The sequence below is a fragment of the Bradyrhizobium sp. STM 3557 genome (assembly GCF_045571465.1).
GTDB lineage: Bacteria > Pseudomonadota > Alphaproteobacteria > Rhizobiales > Xanthobacteraceae > Bradyrhizobium.
Map to the genome: position 1 here is coordinate 7867013 of NZ_CP120697.1, position 21735 is coordinate 7888747.

A 21735-nucleotide genomic window follows, 5' to 3' on the forward strand; every position below is an offset into this window, starting at 1 on the left:
CTCGGGGCGGAGCACGCCCCGAGCCGTTCAAGTCAAGCGCCGAGCCGCATGTCGAAACGAACCGCGCGCCAATCGGAGGCGCGCGTGGTCGCAAAGCCTGCTCTGCATGCGAGCCGTCGCATCGCCTCGTTGGTCTTCAATGTTTCCCCGAACAGATCGAAATAGCCAAGGCTGACCGCACGGGCCTGCACCGCGGCCAGCAGCGCAGCGCCCAGCCCGCGGCGCTGCCAGCGATCAGCGACCGAGATCGCGAACTCGCCCCAGCGCGCGTCCCGGTCGAACGCGTAGCTGGCCTCGCCGACGATGCGGTGACCGGCATGCGCTGGCGTCTCGGCAACCAGCGTGAAGCGATCGCCGCTCCGGCTTGGCGCTAGGCAATCATGCGCAATCCGCGCGAAATTGCCGACCGCGCCCATGAAGCGGTTATGACGCGAGCTCTGCGACAAGGTTCCGAAGTGGTCGCTCAGGCCATCAACGTCGTGAATGGTCGCCGTGCGAATCCAGATCGGCCAGGGAAGCGCGCGGGCGCGCAACCCGACGATCGACATGGCCATCCCTGGTCTCCTTGGCTCCAACGACCGCACGGCGCGCGGCAACGGCGACGATCATCCGTCAAACCGGGTCATCGCGCTTGGACAGCGCCGCCAATGATCCGGATTGAAGCGAAGCGGTCGCCATATCGCCGCGCCATCGACGGCGTATTGAACCGGACCCGGCCGAAGATGACCAATGAAGGGGACCTGCGTCCGGGCTGCATCGGGCGATCATGTCGGCGCGGCGCCAGCATCGCGCTCTTGCGGGATGAGGTGACGACATTGAGCGAGTCCTATGCGCAGGCAGTCGAGGCGATCTACACGGGCTTCACGGAGACGGACGGCATTGCGCCTATGCTCGACGTGCTCAATCGTCTGGTGGCAGGCGGCGGTGCGACGTTCGAGGTGATCGACAAGGTCACCCAACGCCCCGCGGCATTTCACAGCGTCGGGCTGCCGTCGACCGCAAGGCCGGACTATCTGGTGCATTTTGCGCCGCTGAGCCCACGCCTGCCGACGGTGCTCGCGCAGCGCCCGGGCAGCGTGAGCTGGGACTATCAAATCCTCGGCGAGGACGCGATGGCGTGCGATCCGTTCTATGCGGAGTTTCTGCCGCGGGTCGGGCTGCGCTACTTCATGTCCACCGTCGTGGAGCAAACGTGCAACCGCCTGACGGTCGTGACGATCCAGCGCACGCCGCGGCAGGGACATGTCGGCGAACGGGAGATCGCGCTGATGCAACGTCTTGGTCCACATCTCCAACGCGCCTACCAGACGCGAATGCGCCTGGACACCGGCTCGGGCCGCGAAAGCCTGTACGAGCATGCGCTCGATCTGCTGAGCGACGGCGTCGCGCTGCTGCGGCGCGACGGAGGCATTGTCTATCTCAACGACGCGCTGCGGCTGCTGGCCAGTCGCGCGAAGGACTTCCGGATCAGCCGCCATACGATGGAATTCGTCTCGCCCGAGCTGCGCAGCCGCTTCGCCGCCGCGCTGGCGGCGGTGGAACGGATCGACGATCCCTCGGCCGCGTTGCTGCCCGCGGACTTCGCCGTCCCGCGCGAGAACGGGCTGCCGCCCTACACCATTTCAGTGCGGCCACTGCGCGGTGGTCAGGATCGCACCGAGCAGAACGATGCGATCGCGATGCTGCTGGTGCATGATCCGCTGCAGCAGCACGTCTCCACGGTGCGGATGCTGCAGGAACTCTATGGCCTGACCAATGCCGAGGCGCATCTGGTGCAGGCGCTGAGCGCCGGCCTGACCGCGGTCGCCTATGCGAAAAGCCGCGGCGTCAGCATCACCACCGTGTATACGCATCTGAAGCGGACGCGGGAGAAGACCGGGTGGCGCAGCGTCGCCGAACTGACGCGACGCTTCCACGAGCTCTCGGTGTCGCTACGTGCGCATTAACGCTGCTCCGCTAACAATGCGCTCAACGCGGCGCGAACGCGTGCGATCACGGCCGTGTAGTCCCGGCTGGCATCCTGGCGGAACAGCCGCACGCTCGGATACCACGGACTGTCGTCGCGGCCGAGCAGCCAGCGGTAGTCAGGCGTATGCGGCAGCATGATCCAGGTCGGCTTGCCGAGCGCGGCGGAAAGATGCGCCACGCTGGTGTCGACGGTCAGCACCAGATCGAGGCAGGAGATCAGCGCCGCGGTGTCGACGAAGTCGCTGATATCAGCCGTAAGATCGATGATGGCAGGGGATGCCGCGAGAACCGCACGGTCCGCCGGCCGCACGTCCTTCTGCAGGCTGACGAAGCGAGCGTCGAGCTCGATGACAGGCGCAAGCCTGTGCAAGGGCAGCGAGCGATTGTGATCGTTGAGATGCGCCGGATTGCCCGACCACACCAGACCAATGCGCAGGCGGTCGTGCGGCCCTAGCCGGTGCTCCCAGCGCCGCAACCGGTCTTGGTCCGGCGCCGGCAGATAGGACATTGCGGCCGGAATCGTGTTCAGTCGCGTGCCAAATGCCAGCGGCAGGCTCGACAGCGGGCAATGAAAATCGGCTGGCGGCAGCGGGTCGCGGCCGCGCTCCAGGCACGCAGCGACACCGGAGACATTGGCGAGCAGCGGCTGCAGTACCGGATCGACCTCGAGCAGCACGCGCGCGCCCTGCGCCGCGACCATGGTGGCGTAACGGCTGAACTGGATGGTATCGCCAAGACCTTCGTCGCCGTGCAGCAGGATGGTCTTCCCAGCGAGCGGCGCATCGGCAATCCACAGCAGCGCGTCAAAACTGCGCTCGACGAAGCCGACCGCGCGGCACTTGCGGCCCCATTCGCGGGCCGCCCAGCCGGCGGCGAAATCGCCGACCAGGAGCTTGAACAGCGCGGCATTCCAATGCGCGTCCGCCAGATCCGGCTTCAGCGCGATCGCCCGGTCGAAGCTTGCAAAGGCCTCGTCGAAGCGATGCAGCTCCGCGAGCGAGGTGCCGCGGTGATTGTGGAACTCGGCGAATGCAGGCCGGATCGCGATCGCCTTGTCGAACGCCGCGATCGCATCGTCATGGCGACCGAGATTTTGCAGGATGCAGCCAAGACTATTGGCAATGTCGGGATCGTGCGGCGCCAGCGCATGCGCCCGCTCGGCGCTCGCAAAGGCCTCCTCATATCGACGCAGCCGGCGCAGCGAGATGGCCTTGAGACACAGCACGCCGGCCTGGTCCGGCTTCTGCTGCAGCGAGAGATCGAAATGCGCGATCGCGGCATCATAGCGCTCGGACTCGAAATGGAGCAGGCCGGCCGCGTTCGCGGCATCGACATGGCCGAGCTCGAATTTCAGCACCTGCTCAAAGGCGAGCACGGCCTCCTCGCGGCGATCCTGCGCTTTCAGCACCTCGCCGAGCTGATGCCACAACTCGGCATTCTCGGGCGCGAGCTGCAATGCACGGTCATAGGCTTGCGCGGCTTCGCCCAAGCGGGCCTGCCGCTGCAACAGGCGGCCGAGCTGCTGCCAGCTCTCCAGTTCATCGGGCTTGATCTGCAGGGCGCGGTCATAGGCCTTGATCGCCTCGTCGAACCGGCCGCACAGCTGCAGGGCCTCGCCGAGGTCGGAGAAATAGTCCGCGACGGTCGGATCCTGGGTGATGGCGCGGGCAAACCATTCGATCGCGAGTTGCTGGCGGCCCAGAGCCAGGCAGACCCGGCCCATCGCATGCAGCGCGTTGGCGTGGCCGGCATCGAGCGTCAGGGCTTTGCGGCACGCGGCCTCGGCGTCGGCCGGCTGGCCGGCCTGGAGCAGCCGCAGCGCTGCGGCGCAAAGAGCTTCGGGTGTCTGCTCGCGCTGCGGGGACGCCGCCCTTGCGGAAGACTTGCCGGAAGTCCGGCGCTGCTGGCGGCTCATCGACACTCTCGGCAGGGATTCCTGCACGCAGCACTAGATGATTCCCGAACACCCGGAAAGATTGCATGCGCTGCAGTGCGGGGCGCGAGCGCCGGCGTCACAGACTCGGCGCGGGCTCCAGCGGCAGCGCCGCGAGACCACCGAAGCGACGTTCGCGGCGCCGGAACGAGGCCAGCGCTTCGGCGAGGTCCTCGGCATCGAATTCGGGCCACATCCGGGGCGTGAAGTGCAGCTCGGCGTAGGCACCTTCCCAAAGCAGGAAGTCGGATAACCGCTGCTCTCCCGAAGTGCGGACGATGAGGTCGACGTCGCGCAGGCCGGCTTCGCCGGTGATCAGTGCCGAGAAGGTCTCGCGATCCAGGCTTGCCACACCGCGTGCCTTCCATGCGGCATTCAGGATGGCATCCCGCGCGGAATAATCGACGGCGATGCGCAGATGCAGCGTGGTGCCACCAGCGGTCGCGGCTTCGGCGCGCCCGATCGCGCTCGCGATGCCATCCGGCAGGCGATCGCGACGGCCGATCACGGTGAGGCGGACGCCGTTGCGGATCAAGCTTTCCACCTCGCGCGCGAGATAGACGCGGAGCAGCGTCATCAGCCCCGCGACCTCGGCGCGCGGCCGCCGCCAATTGTCCGTGGAGAAGGCATAGAGCGTCAGCGTGCCGACGCCCTGGTCGGGTGCCGCCTCGACCACCCGGCGGATCGCTTCGACGCCGGCCTCGTGGCCGCGCAGCCGCGACAGGCCGCGGCGCGTCGCCCAGCGGCCATTGCCGTCCATGATAATGCCGACATGCAGCCTCTCATTCGGCAATGCCGGCGGCCGAGGCTCAGAAAGACTTTGCATTACAAAGCTCCATGACGAGAAACACGACGAGAAGCGGCGAAAATGGGTGGAAAGGCTGGGATGGGCTCAGGTCGGCAGCATGCCGAGCCCGGATAGCGGTGCCTGCTCCCTGCCCGCGGCCCGGGCGGCGTCGCGCACCAGCCCTTCGAGCACGGCGAGATAGTCGAGGAAGCGGCGGCGGCCGGGCTTGGTCAGGCGGCAGGTGGTGTGCGGACGGTTGCCCTCATAGCCCTTGGTGACCTCGACCAGACCGGCTTCCTGGAGCACCTGCAGATGCCGCGAGAGGTTGCCGTCGGTGAGCCCGCAGAGCTGCTTCAGGTCGGCGAACGCCAAGCCCTTCGGGTGCGCCATCAGAGAGGTCATCAGGCCGAGCCGCGCCTTCTCGTGGATCACGCGATCGAGGCCGTCATAGGAAAACGGCGCGCTATTCTCACTCTTCGGCATCAGCCTCTCCGGACGCGAAATACAGGATCGCCGCCATCAGTCCCTGCCCGATCGCGAATGGCAGGCCCATGGTCCAGGGCGATAGGACGTGATTGGTGCTCGCGAGCAGCAGCACGGCAAATCCCGCCAGGAAATACCAGGCGCCGGCGAGCGCCACCGTGCGCGGCAGCGACCGTACCGAAGCGAAGACGCCGAGCGACGTCAGCAACTGCCATAGCCCGGGCAGCATCCACAGTGTTTCAGGCGCGAATTTCCACAACAGCACCGCCAGCAGCACACCGGCGATTCCGGCAGGCAGGAATTGCTCGACGGCCTGGTGGATCATCACGTCCGCGAGTCCCGAATGATGCCGGCGCGAGCGCGCGCGCATCTCGATCCCGATCATCGACAGCGAGATCACGGCGGCGGCGGCCCAGCCAAGCAGGAACGCCAGCGGCTGCCCGGTCGGGTCAGCGAGGAGGATGTGCTGCAGCAAAGTGGTCGTCAGCGCGACCGCCGCGGTCGCAGCCATGGTCGCCGGTCCGTAACCGCGAAACGCCGTTCCCGCAGCGAGCTGGCTGCGAATGGCGATGATGTCGGCAAGCGCCTTGTCGAGATCGCTCATCCCAAACCTTGACCGAAACGCCGGCCGTGCCGACCCGATTCGAACTTTGCATTGCAAAGTATATCGGACCGCAAAGTCAATGCAAGCGGGCCTGGAAGCGCCGTGATAACGCCGACAAGTCATGATGAGCTCGAAAGAGACGCGCCACTTCCAGGTGCTTTGGCCAGAACGAACAGGGTACAATGGGGCTGGTTCGGGTCAGGGGACGTTCATGTTCAGGGCATTCGTGGCAGCCTGCCTGTTGCAGGCGGCAATCATCTCTTCCGCGCTCGCGGCGGGGCCTTACGGCAGCATCAAGGTCGGCGGCTGGATCGGCGGCGCCTTCACCGACGACAAGACAGGCGCGTTCTCGCATTGTGCCGCGACGACCGCCTATGCCAGCGGCATCATCCTGGTGATCGGGCAGAACGCCGCCAATTCCTGGCTGCTCGGCTTCGCCAGCCCGGCGTTCAGCTTCACCACCGGCCAGAGCATCCCGATCGACGTCATTTTCGACGGGCAATCGGCGGCAAGGATCTTCGCCAATGCCAATTCGAAGATCATGATGACGGCGATCCTGCCCCTGAACGTCGCGCGCACGCTGCAAAAATCCAGCCTGATGGCGGCGACGACCGGGGGCAATACCTACCAGTTCAATCTCACCTCGACCGGCCCCTTGCTGCCGGTGCTCGCCAACTGCGTCGCCAAGATCAAGGCCCAGGGGATCAACAGCGCCGGAGACTTCTCGGCCGCCAGGCCTGTCGCCGCCAAATCGGATCCGCAGCCCGCCGATAAAGGTACCAAGCCGGCCAGGAGCGACGGAAGGCAAGACCGGCACCGGCTTCGTGGTCAGCCCAAACGGGCACATCGTCACCAACAACCACGTGATTTCCGGCTGCGGCGAGATCCGCGGCAATCTCACCGGCGACGCGCCTGCGACATTGCGCGTGGTGTCGGCCGACGAATCCAACGACCTCGCGCTGCTGCAGGGCCCCGCCGCCTCGTTCAAGGACTACGCCAGGATCCGCGACCGCTCGATTCGGTCAGGGGATTCCGTGGTCGCGATCGGCTTTCCCTATCACGGTCTGCTGTCCTCGGACTTCACGGTAACGACGGGAATCGTCTCCTCGCTGAGCGGCATCCTCAACGACACGCGCTTCCTGCAGATTAGCGCGGCGGTGCAGCCCGGCAATTCCGGTGGCCCGCTGCTCGATACCTCCGGCGAGATCGTCGGCGTGGTCTCGAGCAAGCTCAACGCGATGAAGTTCGCCCGCGCCACCGGCAACATCCCGGAGAACATCAACTTCGCGATCAAGACCGGAGCGCTGCGCGACTTCCTCGACAACAGCGTGGTCCCCTATCAGACCGCTGAAGCGAAGGGCGATCTGAAGACGCCCGAGATCGCCGGCAATGCCCGCGCCTATACGCTGCTGATCACGTGCTCTGCGGCCGAGCAGGCGGAGAAGAAATGAGCCACGCTCGCGCGGGGCGCCTCATGCTTGATCGCCTCATCGAAAAAAGCGCTGTCAGGAATGACAGCGCTTTTGAGCTCTCGGCTCAATCGCAAGCCACTCAGTAGTGGGCCGGGCGAGGGCCCGACTGGTAGTACGGGCCGCGATAGGCCCGCTCGAAGGCGACCCGCGGATTGATGCCGCAGCCGACATTGCGGCCGGATGCGCTGGCCTGGCACTGCGCGAAGGTCTGATAGGAGCAGTCGCCGGGATAGCCGACGCCGCGGCCCTGCACGCACCAGGGATAATCAAAGGCGGCTGCAGGCGCCGTGCCGGCCACGCTCGCAAAGCCTGCCCCGACCAGGGCCACTGCCGTCCAAACCATCTTACGCATGATATCTACTCCTCCGTGCCGCGCCGCAATCGACCACAACCCCGTGTTCGAAAAACGGCCTTTGCTCATCTGCACTCCCTCTGTGTAGATCTGGCACGCGCCGGTTCACGCACAAGCGGCTATAACCGACACAGTGACGTGACCTGCGAGAATTTTCTTCGCCGCGTGTGAAACGCTCATGAGTTGCCGCCGTAGCTTCGTATGCCGCTGCTGCGCTCGATATCAAAATCGCACGAGTGCGACGGACGAGAGCGACTATTCGACCTTCAGTCCGGCGAAGGCGACAACCTTCTGCCATTTGGCGGTCTCATCCGCGATCATCCTGCCAAATTCCTCCGGCGACTGGATCAGCGGCGCGCCACCCAGATCGACCAGGCGATCTCTGATATTGGCGTCGGCCAGCGCAACGTTGATGGCCTTGTTCAGCTTCTCGATGATCTCCTTCGGCGTCGATTTCGGCGCGCCCATTCCGAACAAGGCGCTCGCCTCATAGCCCGGCACCGTCTCGGCGATCGCCTGCACGTCGGGCAGGAGCGACGACCGTTCGGCGGTGGTGACGCCGAGCGCACGCAGGGCGCCGGAGCGGATGTGCTGGATGATCGAGGGCATGTTGTCGAAGATCAGCTGCACCTGCCCTCCGAGCATGTCGGTGATCGCCGGTGCGGCGCCGCGGTACGGCACGTGCTGCATCTTGGTGCCGGTCATCGCCATGAACATCTCGCCGGACAGATGCACGGAGGTGCCATTGCCGGAGGACGCCATGTTCACCTTGCCGGGATTCTCCTTCAGATAGGCGATGAACTCGGCGACGTTCTTGGCCGGCACATCCTTGTTGACCGTCATCACGTTCGGCACGCGGTTGAAGCTCGCCACGGGCGCGATGTCGCGCACGAAATCGAACTTCAGATTGGCGTAGAGCGAAGCGTTGATGTAGTTCGCGGGATTGATCAGCAGCACGGTGTAGCCGTCACCGGGGGCATTCACCACCGCCTCGGTGCCGATGTTGTTGCCGGCGCCCGGCTTGTTCTCGATCACGAATTGCTGGCCCGTCATCTCCGAGAGCTTCTGGCCGACCAGGCGCGCCAGGATGTCGGTGGCGCCGCCCGGCGGATAGCCGACCACGAAGCGCACCGGACGGGTCGGATAATCGAGCGCGGCCGCGCGGCGCGACGTGACGATGGCGGGGAGCCCCAATGCGACCAGGCCCAGCGCGCGACGACGTGAAATCATGTGTTTCCTCAGACATATGGTTGTTATTGAACCGCCTTTGTTCTGCGTTGTAACAGACGCAGCAGGAGGCGACCAGCATGGCCGCCATGCGACACAAAGGAGCACCCATGCCGGTCAAGGTTCACGCGCTCGACCATCTCGTCATCAATGTCGCCGACGTTGCCCGCACCACTGCGTGGTACCAGACGATCCTTGGCATGGAGGTCAAGATATTCGATCCCGGAGGAGGCAAGGCCAAGCGCACCTCGCTGGTGTTCGGCAACCAGAAGATCAACGTGCGGCCGAGGGATGCGGACAAGGTCGAGTGGTTCACCGCCGATCATGAATGCGCCGGCAGCGACGATCTGTGCTTCCTGACCACGAGCACGCCGGACGAGGTGGTCGCGCATCTGAAGGCGCACGGGGTGGCGATCGAGGCCGGACCGGACGCGAGGCAGGGCGCCCGCGGCACGCTGCGCTCGGTCTATTGCCGCGACCCGGACGGCAGCCTGATCGAGATCTCGTCCTACGAGAGCTAGTCTAGCGTTGTCATCGCGCCGAGGTGCAGCGGATGACCAGTACATAACAGCCATTTGCCGATCGGCGCATCCGGTGGCACAACTGCTCCCAAGCAAGACGAAGCGACCTCATCGAAGGCCGCACGGGAGGACACATGCCGGAATCGCCCTTTGTGCCGGGCACGGTCATGCCGTTCGACGGCATGGACGTTCCCTGGTTGCTGCGCATGCGAAGCGAGACGCGGCGCGAGCATCCGTTCCTGATCTGGGCGCCGTTCGACGCGCCGGCACGCCACTGGAGCTACGGTGAAATCCATGATCGGGTCGGCGCGCTCGCCGCCGGCCTGGTCAGGCGCGGCGTCAAGCCCGGTGACGCGGTGCTGATCCATCTGGACAATTGCATCGAGGCGATGCTGGCCTGGTTCGCCTGCGTCGAGCTGGGCGCAATCGCGGTCACCACCAATACCCGCTGCGCTGCCGCCGAGATGGACTATTTTGCCGGCCATTGCCGCGCGGTCGCCGCCATCACGCAGCCGGCCTATGCCGAGCTGATATCGGCGCATTGCAAGGAGCTGCGCTGGATCGCCGTGATCTCGCATGACCCGGGGCAGCCTGCTTCGAGCGCAGCGTCGCATGGGGACAGCTTCGAGCATCTGTTTGCCGACAGCGCCGATCGGCCGCGGCGCCTGGCCGATCCGCTGGCGCCCTGCAGCGTGCAATATACTTCGGGCACAACGTCACGGCCGAAGGCGGTGCTGTGGACGCATGCCAACGCGCTGTGGGGCGCCAAGATCAACGCAGCGCATCAGGACCTGCACGCGAACGATGTCCACCAGACCTATCTGCCGCTGTTCCACACCAACGCGCTCGCCTACTCCATGCTCGCAAGCTTGTGGGTCGGTGCTTCCTGCATCATCCAGCCGCGCTTCTCGGCAAGCCGGTTCTGGAGCGTCGCGCTCGAGCACGGCGCGACCTGGACCTCGACCATCCCGTTCTGCATGAAGGCCTTGCTCGAGCACGAGATCCCGAAGCAGCACAAGTTTAGGCTCTGGGGCACGGCAGCGTGCGAGCCGCCGGCCTTCGCCGCGTTCGGCATCAAGATCATCGGCTGGTGGGGCATGACCGAGACCATCACCCACGGCATCGTCGGCGAGGTCGACCAGCCGAACACGCCGATGGCGATCGGACGCGCCGCGCCTGAATACACCATCCGCATCACCGATGATGACGGGCGCCCGACCGAGATCGGTGGCACCGGCAATATCGCCATCAAGGGCGTACCGGGCCTCTCGCTATTCCAGGAATATCTCTACAACGAGCAGGCGACGCGCGACAGCTTTGACGCGGACGGCTTCTTCCTGACCGGCGATCGCGTCACGCGCCTGGAGAACGGCTTCATCAAGTTCGGCGACCGCGCCAAGGACATGCTGAAAGTCGGCGGCGAGAACGTCGCCGCGTCCGAGATCGAGCAGGTCATCATCACCGTAGCAGGCGTACGCGAGACCGCTGTCGTCGCCAAGAAACATCCGATGCTGGACGAGGTGCCGGTCGCCTTCGTCATCCCGCAAAGCGGCGTCGCGCCGGATGAATTGGAAGCAAGAGTGCTCGCGGCCTGCCGCAAGCAATTGGCGGATTTCAAGGTGCCAAGCGAGGTGCGACTCGTTGACGAGATGCCGCGCTCGACCTTGGAGAAGGTAGCAAAGGCCGAGCTGCGGAAGATGCTGGGGTAGTACGATTTAATGAGTATCCGTCATTGCGAGAGAAGCGAAGCAATCCAGCCTCAGAGTTGCTGATTTCTGGATTGCTTCGGCGCTTGCGCGCCTCGCAATGACGCCAGACAAATAAACGACGCCAGGCAAATAGGTGAGGACACCACATGCGTCATCTTGATCGTGCACTCATCCTTGCCGGACTGCTGATCACCACGGCCGCTCCCGCCGCGGCCGAGACCGCCGACACGGTCCTGTTCAATGGCAAGATCCTAACTGTCGACAAGGATTTCTCGGTGCAGCAGGCGATCGCGATTCAGCACGGCCGGGTGCTGGCGACCGGAAGCTCGGAAGCGATGAAGCAGCTCGCCGACAGTCACGCGCGGCTCATCGATCTCGGCGGCCGCACCGTGACCCCCGGCCTCACCGATGGCCACATTCACGGCGTCCGTGCCGCGCTGACCTTCGGCACCGAGGTGAACTGGATCGGCGTGCCGACGCTGAAGGAGGCACTCGAAAAAATCCGCACCGCCGCTAAGACGCAGCCGCCCGGCTCCTGGATCGTGGTGGCGGGCGGCTGGACCGAGGAGCAGTTCGCCGAAAAGCGCCGGCCGACGCCGGCGGAGATCGCAGACGCTGCGCCCGACAATCCCGTCTATATCCAGCATCTCTACGACTGGCTGCTGCTGTCGCCAAAGGCGATGTCGACGCTTGGAATCAACGACGACGCGGACGTCGCACCGGGCGGCAAGCTCGAACGCGGCACGGATGGCAAGCCTGATGGCGTGATCGTCGCCGGCGGCAGTGCGCTCGGCAAGATCTTCGACCGCCTGCCGAAGCCGACGCTGGCCCAGCAGGTCGACGGCTCAAGACGGTTCTTCCGCGAGATGAACAGCCTCGGCATCACCGGCATTGTCGACGGCGGCGGCGTCAGCATGTACCCGGCCAATTACCAGGCGCTGTTCAAACTATGGCACGACAAGCACCTGACGGTGCGCGTCGCCTATCATCTCTGCGCGCCGAAGCCGGGCAGCGAACTCGCCGACCTGCAGAACCTGACCCAGCTGCTGCCGCAGGGCTTTGGCGACGACATGCTGCACTTCAACGGCCCCGGCGAGATCCTGATCTGGGCCGACTGGACCGATGGCGACATCACACCCGACGGCAAGGCGAAGCTCGCCGAGCTGCTACGCTGGGCCGCGTCGAGGGGCTACACCATCCAGATTCACTGGAATCCCGACCGCACCGTGCACAACCTGCTCGATATCGTCGAGGCGATCGACAAGGACATTCCGGTGCGCGAGCTGCGCTGGACCGTGCTCCACCTCTACAATGCCTCGGAGGACAGTCTGAAACGCATGCAGGCGCTTGGCCTAATCTGGGGCGTGCAGGACGGGCTCTATTTCGGCGGCGAGCGGTTGCAGCAGGAGGTCGGCAAGGAGCCTGCGCGCGCAATGCCGCGGATCGCGACCGCGCTGAGGCTGGGCCTGACAGTTGCGGCCGGCACCGACGCGCATCGGGTGTCATCCTACAATCCGTTCGTGTCGCTGCAATGGTATCTCGACGGCACCACCATCGGCGGCGTGCAGACCAGGGACGAGGCCGAGGCGCCGAGCCGGGCGCAGGCGCTGCATATGTACACCCGCAATCCAGCCTTCATGGCCCATGACGATGACAAGCGCGGCACGCTCGAGGCGGGCAAATATGCCGATCTTGCCGTGCTCACGGCCGACTACATGACGGCAGAGGTCAAGGACGTCGGCAAGATCAGATCACTACTCACTATGGTCGGCGGCGAGGTGGTCTACGCGGCCGCGCCGTTTGCGGAGCTGCAAAGCGCGGAGAAATAGCTGCAGCATTGAGCCGGGTCTGCCCGCTCAATGCGCGCCCATGGCCACGGGGCGGAACGCCTGCAGCAGCTGCTGGTCGAGCTTGGGGCCCATGTTCTCCATGATCGCGAAGGCGCGGGCATGCGGAAAGGCGGGTCGATAGGCGCGCCGCTCGGTCAGCGCGGCGTAGATGTCGACGATGGTGGTCAGCCGCACGATGTCGCTGATCTGTTCGCTGCGCAGGCCGTTGGGATAGCCGGAGCCGTCGAGGAATTCATGATGATGCAGGATTACGTCCAGCATCTCCGGCGGGAAGCCGCCTTGCGCGGCGAGCGCCTCGTAGCCGCGACGCGGATGCTGACGCAGAACGGCGATCTCGTCGGAGGTCAGCTTGCCCTGCTTGTCGAGCAGCGAGGCCGGCACGAACGCCTTGCCGACGTCGTGCAGCAGCGCGGCACGGACCAGGCGGCGCTGATCGTCATCGCGCATGCCGAGATGCAGCGCGAAGCCGACGGCAAAGCCAGTCACGAACAGGCAATGCCGATAGGTGTCGTTGTGATGGCAGCCGACCGCGGTCAGCCATTCGCGCAACGAGGAGTGCTTGATCGCCTTGAGGATCTTGTTCTCGGCTGCGACGATATCATCCATCGTCAGCGGCTGGCCGGCCGGCATCTTCTCGAAGATCTTCACCATCATCTCATGCCCGGCGGCAACGCCGCGGTTGAGCATCTTGCCGCGATCGGTCTCGTCGTAGCCGTCATTGGCGGGGAACGAGGCGCGGATCCGCTGCAGCATATCCGCGGCGGAAAACGGCCGCGCGATGGTGTCGGTGGCTCCCAGCGCCCATGCCTGCATGGTGGCGTGATGCAACGCCTCGGCCAGCACGAACAGGCGCGGCATGTCGCTATAGGCGCGAGAGGCGAGCTTCTTGCGCACCCGCTGCACGCTCTCGGGGGAGCGCAGATTGATGTCGACGACGACACCCGAGAAACGGCCCTGCGGGTTCTCCGGAATATCCGATGTCGGCATCGCATCGACATCGCCGACAGACCGCAGGATCTTGACGAGCTCGCTGCTCTGGTCGATCCGGTCCGAAGCAAGCAGCAGATGGCGCTTGGATGCGGATTGCTGGGCTGTCGCAGTCATGGCTCTCTCGCGAACGGGGCAGTGCGGACTTGCGGCATAATCTAACCGGCAGTCAGTTCCCTACATCTTAATAAGCATGCTCAAGCTGTCTGCTTTGCCACGATTACGCCGCCGAACCTGTGCGATGATCGGCCGCATTTGCGGACGATTTGAATCAAAAGAACCGCCGGAGGCTCGCCTCCGGCGGTTCCCGTCACCTGGTTTCCATCACACTATTAGCTAGGCCTTCATCGCTGCCTTCACCGCCTCCGCCGTGATCGGCAGTCCGCGCAGACGCGCCCCGCAGGCGTTGAAGACGGCGTTGCCGATCGCCGGCGCAACCACGGTCACCGCAGGCTCGCCGACGCCGGTTGCGGGCGCGCCATTGGCGATAACGTGGACTGCAACCTCCGGCAGCTGACTCATCCGCAGCGGCGTGTAGCTGTCGAAGTTCGTCTGTTCGATGCCGCCATCCTTCAAGGTCGCCTTCTCGTAGAGCGCGAGCGACAATCCCCACAGCGCCGCCCCCTCGACCTGGGCGCGGATGTTATCGGGATGCACCTGAGTGCCGACATCGGTCGCCACCGTCAGCTTCTTCACCTTCACCTGCCCCGAGGGCCCCACCGCAACATGGGCGACGCAGGCCGTCCAGCTCGCCGTCTTACGCTCCTGCGAGGACACACAGGCCACGCCCATGCCTTCGCCCTTGGGAAGCTGCCTGGTGCCGTAGCCGGCAAGTCCCATCGCCGCGAGCAGTGTGTTGCGCAGCCGCTGCGCGCCGCCATCATTACCGCCCTTGCCGTCGAGCAGCGCGATGCGGAACTGCGCAGGATCCTGGCCGGCCGCATGCGCGAGCTCGTCGATCATGCTTTCGACCGCCCAGAACGTCCAGCCAGGCGCCACCGAGCGAAGCTGGCCCGACGGCGTCGCGTTATGCGCGAGCTCGTTCTTGATCGCGCGCACGTGATGGTTGGGCACGCTGTAGAAGAAGTCGGCACCGTTCACGGTGAAGGAATCCAGCGGCCCCTTCTTGTCGACCGAGGGCGACAGGAAGTCCGGGATGCCCCAGCGCGCGGTCGGCCACGCCGAGACGACATCATGGCTGAGCGCAATCAGCCTGCCGTCGGCGTCTAACCCGGCCTTGACCTTCTGGTAGGTGAGCGGCCGCGAGTAGTCCATGGTCATGTCGTTCTCGCGGGAATAGATCACCTTGACCGGCTTGCCGACCGCCTTGGCCGCCTGCACTGCCGGCACCATCATGTCGGCATCGAGCCTGCGGCCGAAGCCGCCGCCGAGCCAAGCCTGATGCATCACGACATATTTCGGATCGATTCCGGCAGCTCCGGCCGCAATCGCACCGGATCGGGTCGCGAACTGATTGCCCGAATAGATGTGCAGGATCTCGCCCTTGAACTCGGCGGTGGCGTTCATCGGCTCCAGCGGCGCATGAATATTGATGCTCGTGGTGTATTCCGCCTCCACCACCTTGGCAGCACTTGCCAGCGCAGCCGCCGGATCGCCGTCCTTGACGAAGAACTGCCCGGAATCGTCCTGCGCCTGCAGCCGCTTCGCTTCCTCCAGCAGCGTCTCGCTGGAGACATTGGCGTAGGGACCGTTGTCATAAGTGATCTTCAACGCATCGGCCGCCTTGCGCGCATTGGCGTAGGTATTGGCGACCGCGACCACCCAGCCGCTGGTCGAGCCGGTCTTGTCATCGAGCGTCACCGCCTTGATGAAGCCCGGCACCTTCTTGGCCGCGCTATCGTCGACCGATTTCACGGTGGCACCGAAACGCACCGGTGGGGTCATCACCTTGCCGTAGACCATGCCGGGCAGCATGGTGTCGATGCCGTATTTCGCCGTGCCGTTCACCTTGGAGGGGATGTCGAGTTGCGGCACCGAGACGCCGATCATCGTGTACTGATCGGGCGTCTTCAGCTTGATCGCCTTGAGCTCGTCGGGCGTGAAGGTCTTTGTGGCCTTGCCGCTTTTGACAATCTCGGCGAACGTCATCGCCTTCTTCGTTTTCGGATGCGAGACGACGGAATCGCGCACCACGAGCTCGTCCTTGAAATAGGGCGGCAGGCCCATGGCTGCAGCGGCCGCTTCGACCAGCGCAATGCGGCCCGCGGCACCGGCGCGGCTCATCGCATCGAAGTTCATCATCGTGCTCCAGCTGCCGCCGGTGATCTGCGCGCCGAGCACGGGATCGTTGAACTTCGGATCGTTGGAGGCGAGCTGCACGCGCATGTCCCTCCACGCCGCTCCGAGCTCCTCGCAGACGATCTGCGCCATGGTGGAGGCGATGTGCTGGCCCATATCGGCCTTGCCGCAGGTCACGGTGACGAGGCCGTCGGGGGCGATCGCATACCAGACGCTGGGCTCGAAATTCGCCGGTGCGGCGGCGAGCGCGGCATCGGGCACGCCGGCATAGCCGAGCACGAGGCCGCAGGCCGCGCTGCCGACCAGGAAGGAGCGACGGCTGAGATCGGTCGGTGCGATCTGCTCGCCGGTTTCCGGTTTCACATGGCTGTTCATGTCGCCCTCCGCTCGTTCGAAGTGTTGGAGGCGGTGCGCATCTCGGAGGCTGCTCGCATGATCGCCTTCTGGATTCGCGAATAGGTCATGCAGCGGCAGAGATTGCCGTCCATATGCGCGACGATCTCCTCCTTGGTCGGGTTGTTGTTCTTGGCAAGCAGCGAGGCCGCCTGCATGATCTGGCCGGATTGACAGTAGCCGCATTGCGGCACCTGCTCGGCGATCCAGGCCTTCTGCAGCGGATGATCGCCCTTCTGCGACAGGCCTTCGATGGTGGTGATCTTCTTGCCGGCGACGTCGCCGACCATGGTCTGGCACGACCGCACCGCCTCGCCGTTGACGTGAACGGTGCAGGCGCCGCACAGCCCTGCGCCGCATCCGAACTTGGTGCCGGTCATCTGCAATTGCTCGCGGATGGCCCATAGCAGCGGCGTATCATTCGCCGCATCGACGGACATGTTATGTCCGTTGATGTTGAGAGTAGCCATTGTGTTTCTTCCCCTGCCGGTGCTGGTGCCGCTTACGGCGGCAACTCACTTTGTGGGTCACGAATGCCCACCGGGCCGGCATCCGCTTGGGTCAAAAGAATGATCGCGTTCCCGCAACCGCGCAACGAGATTTGAATTGCGGGTAAGCGGAAATTGGCCTGCAAGCCTTGTGCGGCGCGGAAAGTCCATTGTACGGGATACCTGCGAACGCAGCGATGGCCACCCGTTTTCGGCGCCAAACGGATCAGCCTAGCATGGCGGCGCGCCCGAACCTTGCGAGGACAAGCATCATGTCATGGCTCAGATCCAGCTGCGCAGCACTGGTGCTCGGGCTCGGGATAACCGCTCACGCGCAGGCGCAGCAGATCGCGCCGGATGGCGTTCATCGCCTGCCCTTCACAGCGACGTTATCCAATAACCGCCCGCTTGCCTTCGGCATGGATGTCGGCGAGACCTCGCGCGCGCTTGGACAGCCGTTGCAGCGCGTCAGCGGTCGGCCCGGCGACGAGATCTATCTCGCCTTCCGCGATCTCGGCGGCAGCGGATTGATCCCGCACCACCACCGCCTTTTCCTGAAATTCCGCAAGGGACGACTGAGCGGCTGGAAGGAAGACTACGGCGAGAACTGGATGTGGCGGTAACCATCGCGGCACAGCACGCGCTCATCGGCAAGAGAACCCTCAGCAAGGATAGGATGCACCGTGGGACAGGATATCAAGCTCACCGCTTCGGACGGCTTCAAGCTCGGCGCTTACCGCGCCGATCCCGCTGGCAAGCCCAAAGGCGCGATCGTCGTGATCCAGGAGATCTTCGGCGTCAATCACCACATCCGCAATCTCTGCGACCGCATCGCTGCTGAAGGCTACGTCGCGGTGGCGCCGGCAATCTTTGATCGCATCGAGCCCAACTTCACCTCCGGTTACTCGCCGGAGGAGATCGCGGTCGCGCGCAAGTTCGTCGCCAATCCCGATTGGCCGGCGATGCTGCGCGACACGCAAGCCGCGATCGACGCGGTGAAGAATGAAGGGCCGGTCGGCATCATCGGCTTCTGCCTTGGCGGCAGCGTCGCCTATGCAGCCGCAACGAAGCTGTCGGGCCTCAAGGCCGCGGTTGGCTATTACGGCGGCGCCATCGTGCGCTTTGCCGATGACAAGCCGCAGGTGCCGACGCAGCTGCATTTCGGCGAGAAGGATTCCAGCATTCCCTTGAGCGATGTCGAGACCATCAGGACCAAGCGCCCCGAGGTCGAGATCTTCGTCTATCCCGGCGCACAACATGGCTTTGGCTGCGACGAGCGGGCGAGCTTCGATAAAGCCAGCGCCGATCTCGCCTGGCCGCGCGCGATGGGATTCTTTGGGAAGAACCTGAAATAACAGCCCTCGTCACTCCGGGGCATGCGTGAGATCAGAACCAGCGCTCGCCGACCTGGATGGTGTCGCCGGGCCTCAGCGAGGTGCCGAGCGGCACCTCGTAGCGCGCAACCCCCGAAGCGTCGGTATGCGTCAGCGTGACGATGTCGCGCTTGGCCCTGGCTGAGAAGCCGCCGGCGATCGCGATGGCGCTTTCGACCGTCATGTTCGGCACGTAGGGATATTGGCCGGGCGCCTGCACTTCGCCAAGGATGAAGAAGGGCCGGTAGGCCTCGATCTCGACCGCCACTGACGGCTCGCGGATATAGCCGTTGCGCAGCTTCGCCGTGATATCGGCCGCAAGGCCGGCCGTGGTGCGGCCGCGCGCGTGCACGCTGCCGATCAGCGGCATCGTGATCGATCCCGACGCGTCGATCGCATAGGTGTTGGTGAGACCGTCCTGGCCATAGACCACGACGCGCAGCTTGTCGCCGGCATCGAGATGATAGGCCGTGTCGCGCCGCACTGGCGCATAGGCGACAGGCACGGGCACAGAAGCCGGCGCTGCGTCACCAGCGTGCGGCGCGGCGGCAAAGGCATTGCGCAGGGCCTCGATGGCGCCGCCGCTTGGCTCGGTGGCGGCAACCGAGCGGGACATGGGCGGAGACATTTGCGAAGAGGACATGGGCGCGCGGGACATGGGCGGCGGACCGTAGGCCATGGCGTCGAGCTCGCTCTGCCCGCCGGCGGCTACGGGGGAGAGCGTCTGCATGCAGCCCGACAGAAACGTCGCGGCGACGACAGCAATGACCGGAAGGAAAAACGCGCGCACGAGAGCCAGCCCTTGAGACGGTAGGCCCTAGTCATGCTCCGTTAGGGTTAACAAAGCGTTGGCGCAACCGATGACGAGGGTGCCAGCCGGCGCCATCAGTCGCGCGAATAGCCGATCAGGGGCCGGCGCGGCCGGAACGCCAGCATCAGGACGATGCCGAGCAGACCAAGCACCGCGAAGACCGGCTGATCCAGCACCAGCTTAACGATCCACTCCCACAGCCAAGGCGCTTTGCTCTCGACCCAGGCGCGTAACGCAGCCTGGCTGGACTGGTGGACGTCGTTCCAGAACTGGCCGAAGCGGGTGAATTGCAGGGTCTGGTCGGCGACCCAGCGGGCACCGTCATAGACCATGAAGATGAATCCGCCGGCCAGCAGCAACAGTCCCACAAGTCGGAAAAAACCGCGGATCATGCCTCACCCCGACCCCTTCGCTGATGCCGCTCGCATCGGGACCAATCTTCCCGCTGCCGCCGAAGCGGCAGACGGTGAATATTGGCGCCCACGGAACTACCCCAGGGCATACCCAACCCCAGGGAATACCCGAGATGCGTCCGGGGAACACGAACCACGCTATTGTGGCCCGCGCCGACGGGCATAGCGGGACGCTTCGGGAAATTCAACTGCGTCAGGAGGTTACGGGCGACGCGCGGGCGATTTTCGGACGCTTTCGATGCGGGGAGCCCGTTGACGCTCGATGGCCCGGCCTCTATAAGGGCCGCAAATGGCGGCGGGCGCAATCCCGCCGCCGCTGTTCTTTGAGCGGCGCCGATCGGGCATTTGCTGCGGTCAAAAGCATTCTCAGAGAGGCGTCCGGACAACCCATCGCGTCGATCGGGCCGCTTGCGGCGGCCAATGGCGCGTACCCGCAAATTGCGGCGAGGGATCGCCGCCGAAGGATAATTGAGAGCATGGCCAATACGACTTCCGCCAAGAAGGCGACGCGCAAGATTGCCCGCCGCACCATCGTCAACAAATCCCGCCGCACGCAGATGCGCGGCGCGGTGCGCACCGTCGAGGAAGCGATCAAGAAAGGCGATCGCGATGCCGCGCTGAAGGCGATGGCGAATGCCGAGCCGCAGCTCATGCGCGCCGCTCAGCGCAACATCATCCATAAGAACAATGCGAGCCGCAAAGTGTCGCGCCTTGCGCATCAGATCGCGAAGCTCGCCAAGTGAATTGATGACGCTGAAATTGATCAAGTTGAAATTGATCAAGTGAAGTGATCGCGACGATCTCGCGACTGACGAAAGCCCGGCTTCGCCGGGCTTTTTCTTTTCAGCGCTTTTTCTTTTCAGCGCATTCCCCTCAGAACATTCTTTTCGAAGCACGCACACACGACGTACGCGCACAACGGCGCAAGCGATCGTGCAACGTCATGGCGGCTGCACACGTTCCGCAGATCGCGCTTTTTCGCGCGCGTTCTTCCGTAGTTTACCCGATGACAAATTTATCTCACCTGCAACGCAAGCACGCTTGTCGCGCATTCCCGCTTGCATAGTGTTGTCAATAGAGCGGACCGCGAGATTCACATCGCATGCGCTGCGAGAGGGGAGTTACCCCAAAAAAATAATCGCAAAAAACATCGGCTCGAAAATGACTTAGGCGCATAGCGCGTCCAACTGTTTGGAAAAGCGGTCGTGCGGCGGGCAAACGTAAATATTTTATGAAAAATTTTTGGGCGCACGCCCGGCGCTGTCACACGCAAGATTCCTCGCGCTGATTCAAGAACATGCTTTCTTAACGCGCAGCGTGTGGTCGCGAGAGGCGGAAAGACTCGCTGCAGTGCGCCGATCAAATGGATTGCGAGAACCGGCGCATCGTGTATTTCTTTAGTCGCTCGCGGCGCCCACGATCTTTAAGACCAGCGCGGTTTTGGAAACGGGGCGGACGTGCAAATCGGCGGCGGTGTGCGCGTTGGCGGGGCTTTCCAAGCGAATGTCGGTTCGTGACCCATAGCGATATGGGTGACGGTCGAACTATGTCGAAATTTCTCGGGCGGGGCATCCATGTCTCGTGGTTTTAAACAAGAGAAATACGAGATGGGATCGATCCGGCAGAGGCGTTGGAAGCAGCGCTCGGCGAGCGGGACAATGGACGGGACGTGGTAGCGTAGCGGCTGAACCTTGGGGCTTCGGACGCGGCTGCTTTTGGGACATGTGCGAGATGACAACTTGCCGTGAGCGATCGCGGCGAGGCGGGGAGGTTGCATGCATTACGGACATTTTGCGGTTTCACATCAACAACCGGTTCCGGACCACGCCCTCTTAGCTGTTCTGTCCAGCCATTCGGCTTTCGGTCGTTCGACCATGGGACTTCCTGTGGGTCCCCCAGCGCTGTCTCCGGCAAGACCGTCGAGTACGCGCTGACCTCAGGGAAACAACACTTCAGACACCCTTGATCTGTCCATCGGCGTTCGCGCCGAGCGGCGGAGCCGTCTCTGAAGTCTTGAATCCCGACGCGAGGTCACGTCGTGGCAGGAGACCTGCACGGCGCTTCACACGGCACCCATTCACTCAATTCGAAAAGTTACTACCGCA

At 64.3% G+C, this 21735-nt stretch carries 21 protein-coding genes; 8 read left to right on the plus strand and 13 right to left on the minus strand.

Annotated elements, in window-relative coordinates:
- Nucleotides 1-32: 32 nt before the first annotated feature.
- Nucleotides 33-554, minus strand: coding sequence for a GNAT family N-acetyltransferase (locus P6U24_RS36275; protein WP_407157165.1), 522 nt, complete (start codon nucleotides 552-554; stop codon nucleotides 33-35).
- A 168-nt stretch (nucleotides 555-722) separates the two neighbouring features.
- On the opposite strand from P6U24_RS36275, the gene P6U24_RS36280 reads away from it, so the two are divergent.
- Complete coding sequence (locus P6U24_RS36280; RefSeq protein WP_407157166.1) at nucleotides 723-1946, plus strand: helix-turn-helix transcriptional regulator; 1224 nt, start codon at nucleotides 723-725, stop codon at nucleotides 1944-1946.
- Here the strand turns inward: P6U24_RS36280 and P6U24_RS36285 are convergent.
- The 5 genes from P6U24_RS36285 to P6U24_RS36305 form a co-directional block, all read right to left on the minus strand.
- Nucleotides 1943-3883: a tetratricopeptide repeat protein gene (locus tag P6U24_RS36285; protein WP_407157167.1), complete on the minus strand. Its 1941-nt coding sequence runs from the start codon at nucleotides 3881-3883 to the stop codon at nucleotides 1943-1945. The genes P6U24_RS36280 and P6U24_RS36285 overlap by 4 nt on opposite strands.
- A 97-nt stretch (nucleotides 3884-3980) precedes the next feature.
- On the minus strand, nucleotides 3981-4727 hold the full coding sequence (locus P6U24_RS36290; protein WP_407157168.1) for a di-trans,poly-cis-decaprenylcistransferase: 747 nt from the start codon (nucleotides 4725-4727) through the stop codon (nucleotides 3981-3983).
- A gap of 66 nt (nucleotides 4728-4793) precedes the next feature.
- Nucleotides 4794-5171, minus strand: a complete 378-nt coding sequence (locus tag P6U24_RS36295) for a transcriptional regulator (RefSeq protein ID WP_407157169.1) — start codon at nucleotides 5169-5171, stop codon at nucleotides 4794-4796.
- Nucleotides 5158-5775 carry a hypothetical protein gene (locus tag P6U24_RS36300; RefSeq protein WP_407157170.1) on the minus strand — a complete coding sequence of 206 codons (618 nt, stop codon included), beginning with the start codon at nucleotides 5773-5775 and terminating at the stop codon, nucleotides 5158-5160. The genes P6U24_RS36295 and P6U24_RS36300 overlap by 14 nt, the downstream gene beginning before the upstream one ends.
- 372 nt (nucleotides 5776-6147) lie before the next feature.
- Entirely contained in the window at nucleotides 6148-6318 is a 171-nt protein-coding gene (locus tag P6U24_RS36305) for a hypothetical protein (protein ID WP_407157171.1), read from the minus strand.
- A gap of 281 nt (nucleotides 6319-6599) precedes the next feature.
- Here P6U24_RS36305 and P6U24_RS36310 point away from each other — a divergent pair, with 281 nt between their 5' ends.
- Nucleotides 6600-7226 carry a S1C family serine protease gene (locus P6U24_RS36310; RefSeq protein ID WP_407157172.1) on the plus strand — a complete coding sequence of 209 codons (627 nt, stop codon included), beginning with the start codon at nucleotides 6600-6602 and terminating at the stop codon, nucleotides 7224-7226.
- A 100-nt stretch (nucleotides 7227-7326) separates the two neighbouring features.
- On the opposite strand, the gene P6U24_RS36315 is transcribed toward P6U24_RS36310, so the two are convergent.
- Together P6U24_RS36315 and P6U24_RS36320 are read right to left on the minus strand one after the other, a co-directional pair.
- Nucleotides 7327-7599, minus strand: a complete 273-nt coding sequence (locus tag P6U24_RS36315; protein WP_407157173.1) for a DUF3551 domain-containing protein — start codon at nucleotides 7597-7599, stop codon at nucleotides 7327-7329.
- A 255-nt stretch (nucleotides 7600-7854) separates the two neighbouring features.
- The gene (locus P6U24_RS36320) at nucleotides 7855-8829 is read right to left on the minus strand and encodes a Bug family tripartite tricarboxylate transporter substrate binding protein (RefSeq protein WP_407157174.1); all 975 of its coding nucleotides are present in this window, start codon (nucleotides 8827-8829) and stop codon (nucleotides 7855-7857) included.
- 107 nt (nucleotides 8830-8936) lie between these two features.
- Here P6U24_RS36320 and P6U24_RS36325 point away from each other — a divergent pair, with 107 nt between their 5' ends.
- From P6U24_RS36325 to P6U24_RS36335, 3 genes are all read left to right on the plus strand, one after another.
- The gene (locus tag P6U24_RS36325; protein ID WP_407157175.1) at nucleotides 8937-9347 is read left to right on the plus strand and encodes a VOC family protein; all 411 of its coding nucleotides are present in this window, start codon (nucleotides 8937-8939) and stop codon (nucleotides 9345-9347) included.
- Between the two features lie 134 nt (nucleotides 9348-9481).
- Nucleotides 9482-11056 carry an AMP-binding protein gene (locus P6U24_RS36330; RefSeq protein WP_407157176.1) on the plus strand — a complete coding sequence of 525 codons (1575 nt, stop codon included), beginning with the start codon at nucleotides 9482-9484 and terminating at the stop codon, nucleotides 11054-11056.
- Between the two features lie 146 nt (nucleotides 11057-11202).
- Nucleotides 11203-12885 carry an amidohydrolase gene (locus P6U24_RS36335; RefSeq protein WP_407157177.1) on the plus strand — a complete coding sequence of 561 codons (1683 nt, stop codon included), beginning with the start codon at nucleotides 11203-11205 and terminating at the stop codon, nucleotides 12883-12885.
- 27 nt (nucleotides 12886-12912) lie between these two features.
- Here the strand turns inward: P6U24_RS36335 and P6U24_RS36340 are convergent, their stop codons facing one another.
- The 3 genes from P6U24_RS36340 to P6U24_RS36350 all read right to left on the minus strand — a co-directional run bounded on the left by P6U24_RS36340 (nucleotide 12913) and on the right by P6U24_RS36350 (nucleotide 17015).
- Nucleotides 12913-14010: an HD-GYP domain-containing protein gene (locus P6U24_RS36340; protein WP_407157178.1), complete on the minus strand. Its 1098-nt coding sequence runs from the start codon at nucleotides 14008-14010 to the stop codon at nucleotides 12913-12915.
- 219 nt (nucleotides 14011-14229) lie between these two features.
- Nucleotides 14230-16527, minus strand: coding sequence for a molybdopterin cofactor-binding domain-containing protein (locus P6U24_RS36345; RefSeq protein WP_407157179.1), 2298 nt, complete (start codon nucleotides 16525-16527; stop codon nucleotides 14230-14232).
- Complete coding sequence (locus P6U24_RS36350; protein WP_407157180.1) at nucleotides 16524-17015, minus strand: (2Fe-2S)-binding protein; 492 nt, start codon at nucleotides 17013-17015, stop codon at nucleotides 16524-16526. Before P6U24_RS36350 ends, P6U24_RS36345 begins: the two co-directional genes overlap by 4 nt.
- Before the next feature lie 290 nt (nucleotides 17016-17305).
- Here P6U24_RS36350 and P6U24_RS36355 point away from each other — a divergent pair, with 290 nt between their 5' ends.
- Both P6U24_RS36355 and P6U24_RS36360 read left to right on the plus strand, forming a co-directional pair.
- On the plus strand, nucleotides 17306-17656 hold the full coding sequence (locus P6U24_RS36355) for a hypothetical protein (protein WP_407157181.1): 351 nt from the start codon (nucleotides 17306-17308) through the stop codon (nucleotides 17654-17656).
- Between the two features lie 60 nt (nucleotides 17657-17716).
- Nucleotides 17717-18388 (plus strand): dienelactone hydrolase family protein, encoded by a 672-nt coding sequence (locus P6U24_RS36360; RefSeq protein ID WP_407157182.1) that lies wholly within the window; start codon nucleotides 17717-17719, stop codon nucleotides 18386-18388.
- A gap of 31 nt (nucleotides 18389-18419) precedes the next feature.
- Here the strand turns inward: P6U24_RS36360 and P6U24_RS36365 are convergent, their stop codons facing one another.
- The gene (locus P6U24_RS36365) at nucleotides 18420-19196 is read right to left on the minus strand and encodes a polysaccharide biosynthesis/export family protein (protein ID WP_407157183.1); all 777 of its coding nucleotides are present in this window, start codon (nucleotides 19194-19196) and stop codon (nucleotides 18420-18422) included.
- A 95-nt stretch (nucleotides 19197-19291) separates the two neighbouring features.
- The gene (locus P6U24_RS36370) at nucleotides 19292-19609 is read right to left on the minus strand and encodes a hypothetical protein (protein WP_407157184.1); all 318 of its coding nucleotides are present in this window, start codon (nucleotides 19607-19609) and stop codon (nucleotides 19292-19294) included.
- 497 nt (nucleotides 19610-20106) lie between these two features.
- Here P6U24_RS36370 and rpsT point away from each other — a divergent pair, with 497 nt between their 5' ends.
- Nucleotides 20107-20373 carry a 30S ribosomal protein S20 gene (gene rpsT / locus P6U24_RS36375; protein ID WP_407160715.1) on the plus strand — a complete coding sequence of 89 codons (267 nt, stop codon included), beginning with the start codon at nucleotides 20107-20109 and terminating at the stop codon, nucleotides 20371-20373.
- Nucleotides 20374-21735: the final 1362 nt, after the last annotated feature.